The 15719-nt window shown below is 62.8% G+C and carries 16 protein-coding genes; 7 read left to right on the top strand and 9 right to left on the bottom strand.

Annotation, left to right across the window (positions count from 1 at the left end):
• Positions 1-79 precede the first annotated feature (79 nt).
• A complete protein-coding gene (locus AC1DNK_RS04675) occupies positions 80-940 on the bottom strand; it encodes a VOC family protein (RefSeq protein WP_477939588.1) in 861 nt (286 codons plus the stop codon).
• A 280-nt stretch (positions 941-1220) separates the two neighbouring features.
• On the opposite strand from AC1DNK_RS04675, the gene AC1DNK_RS04670 reads away from it, so the two are divergent.
• Positions 1221-1631 (top strand): universal stress protein, encoded by a 411-nt coding sequence (locus tag AC1DNK_RS04670; RefSeq protein WP_477939587.1) that lies wholly within the window; start codon positions 1221-1223, stop codon positions 1629-1631.
• 6 nt (positions 1632-1637) lie between these two features.
• On the opposite strand, the gene AC1DNK_RS04665 is transcribed toward AC1DNK_RS04670, so the two are convergent.
• Positions 1638-2609: an alpha/beta fold hydrolase gene (locus AC1DNK_RS04665; protein ID WP_477939586.1), complete on the bottom strand. Its 972-nt coding sequence runs from the start codon at positions 2607-2609 to the stop codon at positions 1638-1640.
• 173 nt (positions 2610-2782) lie between these two features.
• Here AC1DNK_RS04665 and AC1DNK_RS04660 point away from each other — a divergent pair, with 173 nt between their 5' ends.
• Positions 2783-3226 carry an RrF2 family transcriptional regulator gene (locus AC1DNK_RS04660; protein ID WP_112389858.1) on the top strand — a complete coding sequence of 148 codons (444 nt, stop codon included), beginning with the start codon at positions 2783-2785 and terminating at the stop codon, positions 3224-3226.
• 23 nt (positions 3227-3249) lie between these two features.
• Here AC1DNK_RS04660 and AC1DNK_RS04655 read toward each other — a convergent pair whose 3' ends face one another.
• Positions 3250-3639 (bottom strand): DUF930 domain-containing protein, encoded by a 390-nt coding sequence (locus AC1DNK_RS04655; RefSeq protein WP_112517227.1) that lies wholly within the window; start codon positions 3637-3639, stop codon positions 3250-3252.
• A gap of 522 nt (positions 3640-4161) precedes the next feature.
• Between AC1DNK_RS04655 and AC1DNK_RS04650 the strand changes: the two genes are divergently transcribed.
• Together AC1DNK_RS04650 and AC1DNK_RS04645 are read left to right on the top strand one after the other, a co-directional pair.
• Positions 4162-6270: a S9 family peptidase gene (locus tag AC1DNK_RS04650; RefSeq protein WP_477939584.1), complete on the top strand. Its 2109-nt coding sequence runs from the start codon at positions 4162-4164 to the stop codon at positions 6268-6270.
• Between the two features lie 227 nt (positions 6271-6497).
• On the top strand, positions 6498-7022 hold the full coding sequence (locus tag AC1DNK_RS04645) for a DUF1697 domain-containing protein (RefSeq protein WP_477939582.1): 525 nt from the start codon (positions 6498-6500) through the stop codon (positions 7020-7022).
• A gap of 29 nt (positions 7023-7051) precedes the next feature.
• On the opposite strand, the gene AC1DNK_RS04640 is transcribed toward AC1DNK_RS04645, so the two are convergent.
• From AC1DNK_RS04640 to AC1DNK_RS04630, 3 genes are all read right to left on the bottom strand, one after another.
• Positions 7052-8464: a DUF1254 domain-containing protein gene (locus tag AC1DNK_RS04640; RefSeq protein ID WP_477939581.1), complete on the bottom strand. Its 1413-nt coding sequence runs from the start codon at positions 8462-8464 to the stop codon at positions 7052-7054.
• Positions 8465-8492: 28 nt separating this feature from the next.
• The gene (locus AC1DNK_RS04635) at positions 8493-9533 is read right to left on the bottom strand and encodes a DUF1254 domain-containing protein (RefSeq protein WP_477939580.1); all 1041 of its coding nucleotides are present in this window, start codon (positions 9531-9533) and stop codon (positions 8493-8495) included.
• A gap of 114 nt (positions 9534-9647) precedes the next feature.
• Complete coding sequence (locus tag AC1DNK_RS04630) at positions 9648-10409, bottom strand: sulfite exporter TauE/SafE family protein (RefSeq protein ID WP_477939579.1); 762 nt, start codon at positions 10407-10409, stop codon at positions 9648-9650.
• 138 nt (positions 10410-10547) lie between these two features.
• Between AC1DNK_RS04630 and AC1DNK_RS04625 the strand changes: the two genes are divergently transcribed.
• Complete coding sequence (locus tag AC1DNK_RS04625) at positions 10548-11126, top strand: hypothetical protein (protein ID WP_477939577.1); 579 nt, start codon at positions 10548-10550, stop codon at positions 11124-11126.
• Here the strand turns inward: AC1DNK_RS04625 and AC1DNK_RS04620 are convergent, their stop codons facing one another.
• Together AC1DNK_RS04620 and AC1DNK_RS04615 are read right to left on the bottom strand one after the other, a co-directional pair.
• The gene (locus AC1DNK_RS04620) at positions 11127-12047 is read right to left on the bottom strand and encodes an EamA family transporter (protein ID WP_477939575.1); all 921 of its coding nucleotides are present in this window, start codon (positions 12045-12047) and stop codon (positions 11127-11129) included.
• 80 nt (positions 12048-12127) lie between these two features.
• On the bottom strand, positions 12128-12760 hold the full coding sequence (locus tag AC1DNK_RS04615) for a TetR/AcrR family transcriptional regulator (protein ID WP_477939574.1): 633 nt from the start codon (positions 12758-12760) through the stop codon (positions 12128-12130).
• A 225-nt stretch (positions 12761-12985) separates the two neighbouring features.
• Here AC1DNK_RS04615 and AC1DNK_RS04610 point away from each other — a divergent pair, with 225 nt between their 5' ends.
• Positions 12986-13939 carry a homocysteine S-methyltransferase family protein gene (locus tag AC1DNK_RS04610; RefSeq protein ID WP_477939573.1) on the top strand — a complete coding sequence of 318 codons (954 nt, stop codon included), beginning with the start codon at positions 12986-12988 and terminating at the stop codon, positions 13937-13939.
• Between the two features lie 13 nt (positions 13940-13952).
• The gene (locus tag AC1DNK_RS04605) at positions 13953-14147 is read left to right on the top strand and encodes a hypothetical protein (protein ID WP_477939571.1); all 195 of its coding nucleotides are present in this window, start codon (positions 13953-13955) and stop codon (positions 14145-14147) included.
• Between the two features lie 39 nt (positions 14148-14186).
• On the opposite strand, the gene AC1DNK_RS04600 is transcribed toward AC1DNK_RS04605, so the two are convergent.
• Positions 14187-15638 (bottom strand): MDR family MFS transporter, encoded by a 1452-nt coding sequence (locus AC1DNK_RS04600; RefSeq protein WP_477939570.1) that lies wholly within the window; start codon positions 15636-15638, stop codon positions 14187-14189.
• Between the last annotated feature and the right edge of the window lie 81 nt (positions 15639-15719).

Genomic DNA, 15719 nt, shown 5'->3' with positions numbered 1-15719 from the left:
CTCGGCGCCGCGGAAGAGCGCGGCGCAAGGGGAAAGCTAGTCGTATCGGCGGCAATTGCAACGGATTGGACGTGTCCGCTCACGCCGTCAGCGTCAGTCCAATCCCCCAGGGGTCCCTCAGGAACACGCCGCCGTCGCGGGCTTCGGTCTTAATCTCGAGCTTTTCCAGCGCGGTCTTGGCTGTTTCCAGCGCGGCCTTGTCGTTGAAATGCAGCGAATAGTCGGACAGGCCGGTCATGCTGGCGCTGCGGGTGCCGGCGCCGCGGCTGTTCCAGATGTTGGCGGCAACATGGTGGTGGTAGCCGCCGGTGGCGAAGAAGCTGGCGCCGGGATAGCGGGCCATGATCTTCAGGCCGAGAACGTCGCGGTAGAATGTGTCGGCTTCCGGGATATTGCCGACCTGCAGATGGATGTGGCCGATCGCGGTGCCGTCTGCCATGCCGTTCCAGGTGTCCTGAGGGGCGCTCTCATAGAGCGCCTGGAGGTCGAGGCGGTTGGTCGCCATTTCCACCTGGCCGTCTTGGTGGAATTTCCAGACGTCATGCGGGCGATCGGCATAGATTTCGATGCCGTTGCCTTCGGGGTCGGAAAGATAGATCGCCTCGCTGACGAGGTGGTCGGACGCGCCTTCGAGGACGACATTGTTATGCGCGGCATGGCGCAGCCAGCGGGCAAGCTCGGTGCGGTCAGGCATCAGGAAAGCGGTGTGGAACAGGCCGGCGGCGTTGCGGGGCGCCGTTTGCGCGTTGCCGTCCGTCGTCAGTGTCAGGAGCGGCAGGCCCGATACGCCGAGCACTTCGCCGCTGGCGGTCTTTTCGATGACCTTGAGGCCGAGCATCGACTGGTAGAAGCCGGAAACGGCGGCTAGGTCCTTCACGACCAGATGCGAATGGCCGACATGGGCAGGGCGCGTCAGCGCGTAGGAAGTCTCTGTTGTCATCGATCTGTCTCCTGCCATCAGTTGCGAAGTTGCACCGGCGGTGGCGGCGAAAACGCCGCCTGTGGCAAGCTCGAGGAATGTTCGCCGGTTCATGATCTCATGGTCCCCTCGGCCACCGTACTTGCATTCTATATGGCGCATTCCGATTGTTCGCAGAAGATGCGTTCTTGCGGATAAATCGTTCAGCATCTGTTGACGCTGGAGATGCGGTGCTTGATCCGCGTCAAAGCGCCTTATGTTTCCTCCGATAGGTTGGATGCATCTCATAAGGACGAAAGACATGTACAAGAAAATCCTGGTTCCCATCGAAATCGGCGCCATCGACCGCGGCGAGAAGTCGTTTCGCAAGGCTGCGACGTTGCTCGACGAGGGCGGCGAGATCATCCTGCTCAATGTCGTCGAGGACATCCCGACCTATGTGGCGATCGATCTGCCGGTCGAGCTGGTCGAGAACGCCATCAAGGACGGCAAGACGCGGCTGGAAGCGCTGCGGCTGAAGACCGGCATTCCGGCCAGCGTCGAGATCGGCCGCGGGCCGCCCGCCAACGGCATTCTCGCCGCCGCCGAGACCCACAGCGCCGACCTGATCATCGTCGCCTCGCACATCCCCGATTTCTCCAACTATTTCATCGGCGCGACGGCGGACCGCGTGGTGCGGCATGCGAAGTGCTCGGTGCTGGTGGATCGGTAGGGGCGTTCAGAGCTGCTGCAGGAAGGCGATCATCCGTTCCGAGACCTCGGCCGGGCGCTCCTGCTGAAGCCAATGACCGGCGCCGGGAATAATATGCGAGCCGCGCAGCTGCAGCACCAGCGCCGGCATGGCGGATATGATCTTGTCCATACCGGGAATGGCGAGACCGGGGTCGCGTTCGCCGGTCATGAACAGCGCTGGGATGGTGACGGTCTGGCCGGCATTGGCCTGCTGGAGTTCCCAGTTGCGGTCGAGATTGCGGTAGTAGTTGAGGCCGCCGGTGAAGCCTGATGCCTTGAAGTCGGCGACCAGTCTTTCGAAATCTGTGGGCGGCAGCCAGGCGGGAAGCTCCGCGGGGTCGGGCAAATCGGCGAGCAGACCGGTGCTGCGGCTGACCATCGAAAAGGGATTGGGCGTGCCGTCGCCGGACTTTCTGGGACCCGCCTCGCCGCTTGCCGCATGGATGATCTCGCGCAGTGTCAGCGCGGGGTCCCGGCCGAATTCGGCATCCGCCACACCCGGCTGCTGGAAATAGAGCGTGTAGAACAGCGCCTCGTCATTCTCCGGAAAGATCTTTGAGGGCGGCACCGGCGGCAGGCCCATCATCGGCACGCTGAGGGCGACGACGGCCCTGAACCTGTCGGGGCGCAGCAGGGCCGCCTGCCAGGCGATCGTCGCACCCCAATCGTGACCGGCGATCACCGCCTTCTCTTCGCCGAGCGCATCCATCAGCGCGATCAGATCGCCGACCGCGTGGAAGACGGTATACTGATCGGCGTGGCCGGGTGCCGCGGTCTTGCCGTAGCCGCGCATATCTGGTGCCACGGCGCGATACCCGGCCTCCGCAAGCGCGGCGACCTGATGGCGCCAGGCATGCTTGGTTTCCGGAAACCCGTGGCATAGCAGCACGAGCGGTCCGGAGCCCGCTTCGAGGATACCCATGCTGATCGTCCTGGTGTCGATGAGTGTGTCATTCATGATGGGCTCCTGATTTGTTGCCTTGGCGCCGGAAACTGAGGTAACCAAGGCCGGTGCGCCGAGTAGAAACTGGCGGCGCAGCATGCGTGCTCCTTTTATCCGTAACAATATCTGTTACAGATAACCGGCACCGTCAAGATAGCGTAACAATAATTGTTGCGGAAAGGTTCGCGATGAAGACCGATGGCCGGCTTGCCCGGATGCTGCATGTGCTGGTGCATATGGGCCTGCTTGGCGGCCGGGAGACGTCGGAACGGATCAGCCAGATGCTGAACACCAATCCCGTCGTCGTGCGCCGGACGCTCGGGGCGCTGCGCGACCATGGAATCGTGGAATCGGAAGGCGGGCGCGGCGGCGGCTGGAAGCTGGTCAGGTCACTCGACGAGGTGACGGTGCTGGATATCCAGCGGGCGCTGAACGAGGGCGCGATCCTGCCTGCGCCGCTCTCGCGCGATCACCCCTCCTGCCCTGTCGAGCGGGCATCGAATTCCGTGCTGCAGATGGCGCATGCGGCGGCCGAGAAAGAGCTTCTGGAGAGATATGCAGCGACGACGCTGCGGCAGATCGCCGAGATGGCGATCATCGATCAGGGCAAGGTGCCGCCGAAGCTCGCGTGATCAACCAATGAAGCCGAGAGGCCTCAATCGTAGAGGTAATACTTCGTCCAGCTCTCCTTCGGCACCTTTTCGCCGATCTCGTACTGAAGTTCGCGGACGTTGATATGCTGCGGGCCGGTGATGCAGGTGTAGGAGAGATGGTACCAGACGCCCTTGCTGCGGAAGACGGCGCCAGGTGCCACCAGGCGATCGTCGCTCGGCACCGGATCCTTGAAGGTGTATGCGATCACCTTGTCCGGGTTGAAGCCGGTCTTGTCCTTGTTGATGCGGCTCATCGCCTCAGTATCGCAGCTCTGTTCGAGGCGGGTGGCCGGATCGAGCTTTTCAAGCTGCTTCTTGATGGCGGGATCGACGGCATAGGCGGAGGAGGCAAGGCTGAGAAGCGATACGGACAGGACCAGGCATTTCGGCATGTAGGAATAATCCCTCTATCTGCTCAATCCGGAACAAGCCTCAGCCAGACGCCCCCGTCATCTCCATCTGGCAAGGCGCAGGTTCCGCGCGATGTAAGAGCCTTTCCGGGTTCTATTGCATCATTCTGCCGGAGCAGGTTTTCGACAGGGCAAAGGCGATTGGCGAAGGGCATACCCCTAGGTACGTCCGAGCCGATCGCCTTTGATCCTGGCGGAAGGATGCCCGGCCCTCCGGGTTGGCTGAAACGGGCCGCCTGATCGGCCGGCTGGCTTGGCCGTAGGACTGGGCTACGACGCGCGCCAGCCGGCCGACCATCCGACTCCGTTTGAGCCAACAGAATGATGCAATAGAACCCGGAAAGGCTCTCCCGGACTTTCTTAAACAATGTGGTGACATCAAGGCAACGTGAGGAACACTTCGATTTAGCCGCAGCTTATCCACGACGGCTTGCGCGGCGCTTGATTGCGTCCCGCAGCACCTCTATCTCTTCCCCACCGCAATACCGATCCGGAGCTTTTCATTTGTCCGTTTTCAAGAACCTGCCGACCCCGCCCGCTGCCGCCAAGAAGCCGCTTTCCGATACGCGCCACGGCATCACCAGGACAGACGATTATGCCTGGCTGCGCGCCGATAACTGGCAGGCGATGTTCAAGGATCCCAGTATCCTCGACCCCGAGATCCGCAAGCATCTGGAGGCCGAAAACGCCTATATGAACGCGGCGATGGAAGATACCAAGCCGTTGCAGAAGGTGCTATTTGGCGAGATGCGCGGCCGCATCAAGGAAGACGACAGCTCGGTGCCGACGAAGGACGGCGCCTATGCCTATGGCACCTTCTTCGTCACCGGCGGCGAGCAGCCGCGCTATTTCCGCATCCCGCGCGACGGCGACACCAAGGACGAGACGATCCGCACCGTGCTGCTCGACGGCGACAAGGAAGCGGCGGGCAAGAGCTATTTCCGCCTCGGCGGGCTCGACCACTCCACCGATCACAATCGCGGCATCTGGGGCTATGACGACAAGGGTTCGGAGTTCTTCACGCTGAAGGTGCGCGATCTCGCGACCGGCGAAGACCTGACCGACGTGATCGAGAATACCGGCGGCGGCGGTGTCTGGGCGCCGGATGGCAAGAGCTTCTTCTATTCGGCGCTGGACGAAAACCACCGCCCCTCGAAGGTCTATCACCATATCATCGGCACGACGCAGAGCGACGACCGGCTGGTTTACGAAGAGCCGGATGCTGGCTTCTTCATGGGCGTCGGCGGCTCGTTGCTCGACGATTTCATCTATATCGACATCCACGACCACGAGACATCCGAATACCGGCTGCTGTCCACCAAGGACCTGACGGCGGAGCCTGTGATCGTCGCCGAGCGCGAGGAAGGCATCGAATATACGCTGACCGAGGGCGGCGACGTCTTCTACATCCTGACCAATGACGGCGACGCCAAGGATTTCAAGATCGTCGAGGCGCCTGTGAATGCGCCAGGCAAGGACAACTGGCGCGAAGTGGTGCCGCACAAGCCCGGCACGCTCATCATCAACCACATGGCCTATGCCCGCCATCTGCTCTGGCTGGAGCGCAAGGACGGCCTGCCGCAGATCATGATCCGCGATCGGGCGACCGGCGAGGAACACGCGATCGCCTTTGCCGAGGAGGCCTATTCGCTCGGCCTGTCGGGCGCCGCCGAATATGACACCGACGTCATCCGCTTCTCCTATTCGTCGATGACGACGCCGAGCCAGCTCTACGACTACAACATGGTGACGCGCGAGCGCACACTGCTCAAGACCCAGGAAGTGCCGTCGGGCCACAACCCCGATGACTACGTCACCCGCCGCGTCTTCGCTCCCGCGTGGGACGGCGAGAGCGTGCCTGTGACCCTGCTCTACCGCAAGGACACTGTGCTCGATGGCTCGGCGCCCTGTCTGCTCTATGGCTATGGCGCCTACGGCATCACCATTCCGGCCGGGTTCAACACCAATTGCCTGTCGCTCGCCGACCGCGGCTTCGTCTATGCCATCGCCCATATCCGCGGCGGCAAGGACAAGGGCTTTGCCTGGTACGAAGACGGCAAGATGGAAAAGAAGACCAATACGTTCAAGGACTTCATCGCCGCCGCCGACTATCTGAATCAACAGAAGTTCACGTCCTACACGAACATCATCGCCGAGGGCGGATCGGCGGGCGGCATGCTGATGGGGGCAATCGCCAACATGGCGCCGGAAAAATTCGCCGGCATCATCGCCGCCGTTCCCTTTGTCGATGTGCTGAACACCATGCTCGACGACACCCTGCCGCTGACGCCGCCGGAATGGCCGGAATGGGGCAACCCGATCGACAGCCAGGAAGAATACGAGCAGATCGCCGCCTATTCGCCCTACGACAATGTCGGCGAGAAAGCCTACCCGCCGCTGCTGGCACTCGGCGGGTTGACGGACCCGCGGGTGACCTATTGGGAACCGGCGAAATGGGTGGCGAAGCTGCGTGAGAAGACCACGGGCGACGCGCCGATCCTGATGAAGACGAATATGGATGCCGGGCATGGCGGTGCGTCCGGACGCTTCCAGCGGCTGGAAGAGATCGCGTTCGAATATGCGTTTGCGATCAAGGTTGCGGGGAAGATGTAGGCTTCGGAGGGTGGGTTACCGCCCTCTGCCCTGCCGAGCATCTCCCCCTCAAGGGGGGGAGATCGGCTAGCGGCTCGCTCCCCGCGTCACGATCAACGTTGCGACTCGCTGTAGGCCTATAAGTCGAGCGAGCGGCCGCCCCCAGCCAATCTCCCCACCTGTGGTGGAGATGCCCGGCAGGGCAGAGGGGGCCGGCCGGGCCGCAGCATTCACGAGGGAGAAAGCCCATGCCCGTCTACATCGCCCTTCTCCGCGCCATCAATGTCGGCGGCACCGGCGCCTTGCCGATGGCGGAGCTGAAGGCGATCTGTGAGGGGCTCGGGTTCCAGGATGTGAAAACCTATATCCAGAGCGGCAATGTCGTGTTCCGCTCCGGTGACAGCGAAAAGGCCGCGGGCGAGAAACTCGACGAGGCGCTGGGAAAGCGGCTCGGCAAGAAACCCGGCGTGATGATCCGCAGCAGCAAGGAAATGGCAGCGATCGCCGGGAACGCGCCCTTCCCGGATGCCAAGCCGAGCTTCGTGCTGGTGCATTTCCTTGCCGAAGCCGCACCCAAAAACGCGCTCGATGCGATGGTGGCGCCCGACGGCGAGGAGGCGGTGATCTCCGGCCACGAGATCTATGTCCACTACCCCATCGGATCAGGGAAATCCAAGCTCAAGCTTCCGGCGCTGAAGGCGGGAACCTCGCGCAATATCAATACCGTGCGCAAGCTCTTGGAGATGGCGGCTGAGATGGACGATCGGGGCTAAGCCTCGAATGCCTGAACCGCCACCCGCGCTTAGGTCACCTTGGTCATCGGCGGCTGTTTCCACTTTCCATCCAGCGCTTCCGGCTTCGGCCAATAGAGCCGTGTCGCGATCACGAAAGGCCCCTTGGGGGCCGGCAGCCAGTTCGGTTCCTTGTCCTTGCCGGGGGATTCGGTCTGGACGTAGAAGGTCAGCCCGCCATCGGCATCCTTGACGAAATCCGGCAGCATCGGCGAATTCAACAGGTAGCGGTTGATCGGATTGGCGACGAGCAGGCTCTCGGGCAGCTTGTACATGGTCAGCGACCAGAAGGCGTTGACTGGCGGCAGTTCGCCTTTGGCGAAACGCACGGTGTATTTGTTGGCGCCGTCGAGCTTGTTGCCTTCGGCATCGACGGCGTAGGCCGGGTAGATGGCTTCCTGTTTGGAGTTGCCGTAGATGCCGAGAACAGCTGCCGTCATCCGGTAGAGATAGTTGTTCTTCAGGTAGGCGCGGGTGCCGAACACATCACCCGAGGTGACTTCGCCGGTATCGAAGCGTTTGCGCAAGCCCTCGAGATCGGCCCAGGCATCGGCCCTGCCCTGCTCGAAGGCCGTCTTCATGTCCGGCGTCAGATTTGCCGGGTCGAACGGCTTGCCGCCGCCGATGCCGATGCTTGCAAAACGCTTCATCAGCGCCGTTTCGGAGGGATCGGGCGGGCAGAACTGCAGGATGAAATTGAGGATGGTGAAGAACTCGAGCGAGGTCTTTTCGCCATCGGGGGTGAGCGGCTTGGCGAAGTCGATCGCCGGTGCTGCGGCGGGTGCCGGTTTGCCGAGGAATTTCGACAGCGGCTCCGCCTTGTAGGCGGCCTGTATCTTCTTGACGTTGTCGAGATCACCGGGATTGAACAACTGCGTGCGGTAGACGGCCAGCAGCAGCTGGGTTTCCGAGCGCATCACCTTGTCGATGCCCTTCGGCGTCTCGCCCTTCCAGTCCGGCCCGGCGATCAGGAAGCTGCCGCCGCCATTTCCGGTGGCGCGGCTACCGATATAGTCGAAATTGAAGGTATAGGCATCGATCAGCTGGATGCTGAAATAGCGGTCCTTTTCGATCGGCGGCACGGTCAGCACCACCGGCTCGGCGCGAAGGTCCAGGCCGAGCATCGAATAGGGCGTATCGGAATTCGGCGTCTGCACCGCGGTGTCGGCAGGGGTGTAGACCCGCGGGATATTGACCAGATGATTCCACGGCCCCTTGTATTCCGGATTTTGAGTATCGACGAAATAGGCGTGCTGGATGCGGTAGCTGTCGACCATCGGGAAGCCGTAGATATAGGCCTCCTTGGCGATGGCGCGGGCTTCGGCGGCGCTCACTTCGGCGGCAAACGCAACGGCCGGTCCGAGACCCGCCAGCCCTGCGGCGGCAACCATGCCCTTGGTGAATTCACGTTTTGTCACATGCATGACACCCTCCCCTTTTTTTGCGGACCAGTCACTTCACCGGCTGCGGCTCGGGAAATTTCCAGGAGCCATCAAGGATCGCCTGTTGCGGGCGGTAGAGGCGGACGGTGTAGTTCCAGCCTGGCGTCGTCGGCAGGCAGTTTTCGATCTTGCCGTCGCAGCCGCCGAACTGGATGGCGATCGAACCGTCGGCACTCTTCTTCGCGGTGACGTCGTTCAGCGCATAGGCGCCGTATTTGTTCTTCTTGTAGTAGCCCTTGGCGTCATAGAGGCTGACCGACCAGAAGCCGTCGACGGGAACGTCCTTGACGGTGAGTTTGTAGACGGTCTTGCCGTCATTCTTCGGCGGCGTGATGTTGAGATAGGTGGCGTCCTTGTCGGGATTACCGCCCCAGGCAGCGGCGCTGGCCACCAGATGGCGGATGGGATCGACCGCGTCCTTGGCGCCGAACGCCTTGTTGAAATTGGGCATTGTCGATGCCAGCACCAGCAGCGCGTCGCGCACCTTCTTCTGGCTCACCGGATCCCATTGCGGGATCGAGAACTTGCCGGGGCCGCCCGGCTGCTCGGCCTTGATCGCATCCTGCAGCGCGTGGACAGCTTCGACATCCTTGGGGTCGGCCGGATTGACGAAGGTCCGGATGCCGGCGATCACATAGCGGGTGCCGACCTGCTCCTTGGTGAAGGTGCTGGCGCCCTGATAGGACACAACCGGGATATAGTGATCTTCGCTGACGGCAAAGAGCGACATGAACCGCCCGCCGGCATCCGGCAGGGTGATGGTCACCGGCCCGGCGTCGAGATCGAAGACTGCCGAGGTATAGAGCGTATCGCGGTTCAGACGGATGACCGTCTGCTTGTCGATATCGGCCGGTTCGCGGCGGTGGATCAGCTTGCCGAAACCGCCATCCTTGACGATGTTATTGAAATAGAGGTCGCTTTCGGCCCTGACGAAATTGTCCACCGTGACGGCTTCGGCGGCAAAGGCCGGATGCGGCACGGTCACGACGGCCAGTGCCACGGCGGCGGCAGACACAAACGGTCTCAATTGCAGGAAGGTTTGTCCAGGCATCGCGCATCTCCTGAATGGTGGAAATGCACCCTTCCGCAAAGCCGGTGCGGCGGTAAGTACGTTACAGTAACACGGGCGTAAATGGAGCGGTATTTACGGCGATGAGCGAGCCGCTTACATCCAGTATTTCACGGCGTAGACCACCGTCATGACGGCGCCGGTGACGATCACGAACCACCGGACAACGGATCCCGGCAAGATGCGGACCAGGTAGCCGCCGAGATAGCCGCCGAACAACGCGCCAAAGAGCATCGTCAGTGTCTGCGGCCAGCGGACGGCGCCTTGCAGGATGAAGATCGTCACAGCGGCGATGCTGACGGCGGTAGCGAGCAGGTTCTTCAGCGCCTTGACGCGGCGGATATCGTTGGGGTCGGCGATCGCCAGCACTGCCGTCAGGATGACGCCGAGGCCGGCGCCGAAGAAGCCGCCATAGATCGACGCGAATGCCAGCACCGTGGAGCTTGCGAGTTGTGATGGCTCGTTGCCGCCGCGGCGCCTTTCGGCCCAGGCTGCGATGCGTGGCGAAAACAGAAAAAGCAGCGTGGCGGCGCCGATCAGCGCGGGCACCGGCAGCACGAAGAGCCGCTCCGGCAGCGCCAGCAGCAGCAGCGCGCCAAGGATGCCGCCGATGAGGCAGACCAGAACCGAGAGGCCGAGCTTGAGATCGAGCGGCTGCAGCTTCCGGTGATCGGCAAGCACCGCAAGCAGATGGCCGGGGACGATGGCCACCGCATTCGAGGCGTTGGCGGTGACCGGCGGCAGGCCCGCGGCCAGCATTGCCGGAAAGGTCAAGAGTGTGGCGCCGCCCGCAAGCGCATTGATGACGCCACCGGCAATGCCTGCGGCAAACAACAGAATTGCGATTTCCAGGCTCATCGGCGGCTCCCCCATCCCCCTGCCCTTGCTAGCCGCCTCCGGCTCCGGCGCCAAGCCGTCCTTGACGCCAGGCGGTTCGCCCCGACGATGATTTTGAGATTTGCCGCGTCAATGCGATACTCAGCGCAGGAGAGAGCGATGGGGCGTCACTGGCGAATCCTGGCTGCGCTGCTTTCACTGGCGCTTGTCAGCGCCGGTCCGGCCGACGACGGCCGCTGGTATGCCGGCGACTTCTCCTTTTCAGACGAGCTCGGCGGCTTCCGAATCCTGTCGATCAAGGGAAAGGGCACACGCGCCGATCCGATCGAGATCACCGAGGCGCTCATTTCGACCGAGCCGGTGACGCTGGTGATCCGCGCCGCCAATGCCGCCAGTCTCGATACGCTGCGGCAGAACTCGTTTCACATGAAGATCTCGGCGGTGAACCAGAGCAAGCTTGCCTGGATCGGCTTCGAATTCGAACTCGAGGAGATCCGCGGCAAGCCGAGCGATTTCTATGACGGCCTGTCCTTCGGCCAGACCAATCCCAATCCGGATTTCTTCTCCTCCGACCGCTACGCGCATTTCCAGAACCAGTTCGAAAGCTTCGACCGTCTGCGCTTCGATGACGGCCATTCCGACCCCGGCGTGACGACCAGCTTCGGCTTCTTTGTCACCGACGTGACGCCGGTGGCGGAATTCTATCTGGTGGAGGATCCGCTGATACCGGATTCGTGACTATCCGAGGCTCACGAGCGCCGTCCCGGCGATCGCCATGGCGGCCCCCGCCCAGGCATAGGCATGCGGCATCTTTCCGCTTCGAAGCCACACCATCGGCAGGATGACGATCGGCGTCATCGACGACAGCGTTGAGACGATACCGACGCTGCCGGTCTTCAGGGCTGCGAGCAGCAGCGACATGCCGAGCGCGGTGCCGAAGAAGGCGGAAACAACAGCGAGGGACACATCCTTCCTGCGCAGCGCGCCGGACCGGCGGCGAATGGCCGGCAACGACAGCAACGCCCCGAAGAAGATGACGGCGATGCCTGCGCGCACGGCCATGGCCGCAAAGGGCTCGACGCCGGCTGCCATGGCCGGACGAGCGAAAAGACTGCCGAGCGCCTGGCCGAAGGCAGTGACGACACCAAGCACGATGCCTGTCAGTGACGTGCGCTCCTGCAGTGCTGGTGCCTCGATTGGCTCACTATCGGCCAGCGGAATCATCGGCGGCGGCCGCCGGCGGCGCGCGGCGATGGCGATCAAGATGCCGGTCAGGATAAGCACGTCGCCAGTTGCCTGCAGCAGGCTGATCGTTTCGCCGAGCGCGACATATCCCATGGCGAGCGCAAAGGGCGAGGTCAGCGAAAACAGCAGCGCCGTCACCCGTGGACCGGCGGTATAGATGGCCGCGAAATAGGTGGTGCTGGCAATCGCGATGCCGAAAACGCCGGATGCGGTAAGCGCCATGAACTGCCAGCCGCCCAGCGTCGCCCAGCCACCGGCGACCGTGGCTGCTGTTGCCGTCATCAGGAACGCGGCGGTCAACTGCCAGCGGGCGAGCTGCATCAGCGGCACCTGGCCGTTCAGCTCGTTGATGAACATCGAGCTCAGCGCGATACACGTCGCGGAACCAAGGGCAAGGGCTTCGGAAATCAGCATCAATAGCTCCGGGAGAGAGCGCATCCTTGGCTGGCGGGCGGTGCGCTGTCAATGGACCGGGAGACGGCTTGCCTACAGCATCACTGCCGGTAGATAGCGCCTGCCTGCGGCTGGAACAGCAACTTGACGAAGGAGCGCAGTACGAGGATCTGTTCGGCGAGGCTGTTCGGCTCCTTGAGCGCCTTGGACAGCACAATGCCGCCTTCCAGCACGGTGGAAACCATGTCGGCCAGCTGGTCGACTTCCAGCGGTTCGCGGGGCGTATAGACCGCCATGATCTCTGCAAACATCTGACCGAAGCGGCGGCGCCAGGCGAGCACGGCGTTGCGGTTGGTCTCCTGTATCTCGCGGTCGAAGATGCGCTCGTAATAGCAGACGGTGGCGACCAGACAGCCGGGATGACCGTTCGGCAGATCGGCCAGCAGTTCGGAGAGCAGCTTCAGGCCGAGCAGGAAGGACTGCAGCGGATCCTCGGTGAGGTCACGGGCGCGGCTGAAAATCTCGTCATAGATGCGCTCGTCGTTTTCGATGTAGCGGTTGAGCAGCGCCTTCGCCAGCTCGTTCTTGTCGCGGAAATGGTAGAAGAAACCGCTCTTGGTGATGCCGGTCTCGGCGATCAGCTCCTCGATCGAGGTGCCGCCGAAACCCTTCTGCAGCACGGCGGCTTCAGCGACATCGAGAATGCGCGTGCGTGTTTCGGCGCCCTTTTTCATGCTCCCTCCTGTACCGCCGGTACAGTTTTCAGTTGCCGAAGCCATCTCGCGGCTGCGGCCGCGCCTTCAAAAGCGCAAGCAAGATCATGATTTCAATAGGCAATATTCCCGGCCCGCAGGAAGTATACCGCAAGTCGTCTAGTTTCGCATGCGATTAAGCGCGAGAAATCTATCGGCCGGACACCCGATCAGGTGGCGACGGGCTGTGTAGGGGTGGGTTTTTCAATGGCACAGTACAGACGGAAATTGCCGCAGCTTGGCGGCGGTGCCTACATTACCGATGGCGGGCTGGAGACGATGCTGATCTTCCACGAGGGCGTGGAGCTGCCGCATTTTGCAGCCTTCGTGCTCCTGGAGACCGAGGCCGGCCGCAGCAAGCTGCGCCACTATTACAGGCGCTATCTCGATCTTGCCCGGCGCCATGGCACCGGCTTCGTGCTCGACAGCGCGACATGGCGTGCGAATCGCGACTGGGGCGGGAAGCTCGGCTATTCCAGCGCCGGGCTGAAAGCCGCCAACGAGGCGGCGATGGCGCTGATCGTTGCGTTGCGCAAGGACTACCAGCGGCCAAACCTGCCTGTCGTGCTCAGCGGCTCGATCGGCCCGCGCGGCGACGGCTACAAGGCCGGCGCGATGACCGCCGCCGAAGCGGAGGATTATCACAGCGAGCAGATTTCGGCTTTCGCCGGAACCGAGGCCGACATGGTGAGCGCCTTCACGCTGAACAATATCGACGAGGCGATCGGCATCATCCGGGCCGCCAAGGCACACGGGATGCCGTCGGCGATCTCCTTCACCGTCGAGACCGACGGGCGGCTGGTGACCGGAAAGAGCATTCAGGAGGCGATCGAAACGGCCGATGCGGCAACCGATGGGGCACCGGCCTATTACATGATCAACTGCGCCCATCCCCTGCATTTCGAGGCGGCGCTCGATCCCGGCAGCGCCTGGGCAAAGCGGATCGGCGGCATCCGCGCCAATGCCTCCACCATGAGCCACGCGGAACTCGATGGCAGCGAAACGCTGGATGCCGGCGATCCCGCCGATCTCGGGCGGCGCTACCGGCAGCTACTGTCTGCCATGCCGCAGCTGAAGGTGCTCGGCGGCTGCTGCGGCACCGATCACCGGCATGTCGCGGCGATCTGCGAGGCCTGCCTGCCGCAGGCAATGAGTGCGTAAGGAGGGTAACGCGATGACGACGCTGCGCAAGAAGCTGCGGCCGAAGCGGCTGCTGCGGATGATCCTGCACCACCCCGTCTGGCCGAAAACCAGGAGCAAGGCACGGCAATTCGCCGATGCCGGGCTGACGCCCTTCGAGGCGTTCGACAGCCACCTGCTCCGCGATATCGGCATCGGCCCGCATGGGCGGCGGTCGAGTTGCGAATGACGGAACGAGACTCCGGGTGCGGATGGCACCCGGAATTGCCTAGTGCTCGGCAGCCGCCACCGCATCCTTGCAGCGGTGACCGCTGATCTCCGAACCGGCATTCGGCGTGAAGCGCAGGTTCCAGATCGTGGCGGCCAGCGAGATGATGGTGACGACGATGAAGGCGGCGGAGAAATCGTGCAGTTTCGGCTGCTCGCTGCCTGTCGCGGTCATCGAGGCATGCAGCGCCAGCGCGCCGATGCAGATGCCGAGCGACAGCATCAGCTGCTGGAAGGTGGTGTAGAAGCTGGTGGCCGAGCTCATGCGCTCATGGCTGATCTCGTCATAGGCGATCGTGTTATAGGCCATGAACTGGAACGACAGGAAGAAGGCGCTGAGCGTCAGCACCGCAAACATGACGCCGACAGGCCAGGCCGGGCTGAAGGCGGCACAGAGGCCATAGCCCAATGTGCCGAGCAGGCCGTTGATGATCAGACTGTTGCGGAAGCCGAGGCGGCGGAAGACCGGGCCCGACAGCGGCTTCATCGCCATCGAACCGATCGCGGTGGCGATGACGATCTGGCCGGCGGTGGCCGCCGACATGCCGAAACCGACCTGGAAGAGCAGCGGCAGCAGGAAGGGCTGCGCCCCTTGCGTGATGCGCGTCAGCGAACCGGCAATGACCGAGGTGCCGAAGGTCGGCACCTTCATCAGCGAGAAATCCATGATCGGCGACGGGTGCTTGCGGGCATGGCGGAGATAGCCGATGCCGAACAGCAGGCCGATGGCAATCAGGAACACCGCCATTGAGGCCTCGCCCTCGCGGCTCGACATTTCGAAACCGAAGAGCAGCGAGCCGAGCGAGATCCCTGACAGGATGAAGCCAACCGTATCGAAGGGGCCGATCGCCTTGCCCTTCACCTCGTCGATAAAGATCGACACGAGGATGAAGCCGACGATGCCGATCGGCACGTTGATGTAGAAGATCCAGCGCCAGTCGAGATAGGTAACGATGAAACCGCCGAGCGGCGGACCGACGATCGGGCCGATCAGCGCCGGGATCAACAGCCACGACATGGCATTGACCATGTCCTTGCGGGCGACGCTACGCATCAAGACCAGACGCCCGACCGGCATCATCATGGCGCCGCCGGCGCCCTGAATGAGCCGGGCAACGACCAGCAGGAAGAGGTTCGGCGCCAGCGCGCAGGCGATCGACCCGGCAACGAAGACGGCGATCGCCGAGCGGAAGACGGTGCGCGAGCCGAAGCGGTCGGCCATGCGGCCGCTGGCGGGGATGAAGATGGCGAGGCTGAGCAGATAGGAGGTGAGCGCGATACTCATCGACGGCGCATCGACGCCGAAATCGCGCGCCATGGTCGGCAGCGCCGTTGCCAGCACCGTGGCATCGACGTTTTCCATCAGCATGGCGCTCGCGACGATCAAGGCGATCGTGCGAAAATTCGGGGCAGCCCGCTCGGTGCGAACGGGGTGGAATATCTGATCCGGCATCAGCAGGGATCACTCGCAAAGACGCGGCGAAGCCATGAAAGGACGACAGGGCCGCAGATGTGAAATGGCATGATGCCACAA

Source organism: Rhizobium sp. 01N424, assembly GCF_056399485.1.
Note: the sequence above shows the minus strand (reverse complement) of the source record. Positions and strands in the feature narration are given on the sequence as shown.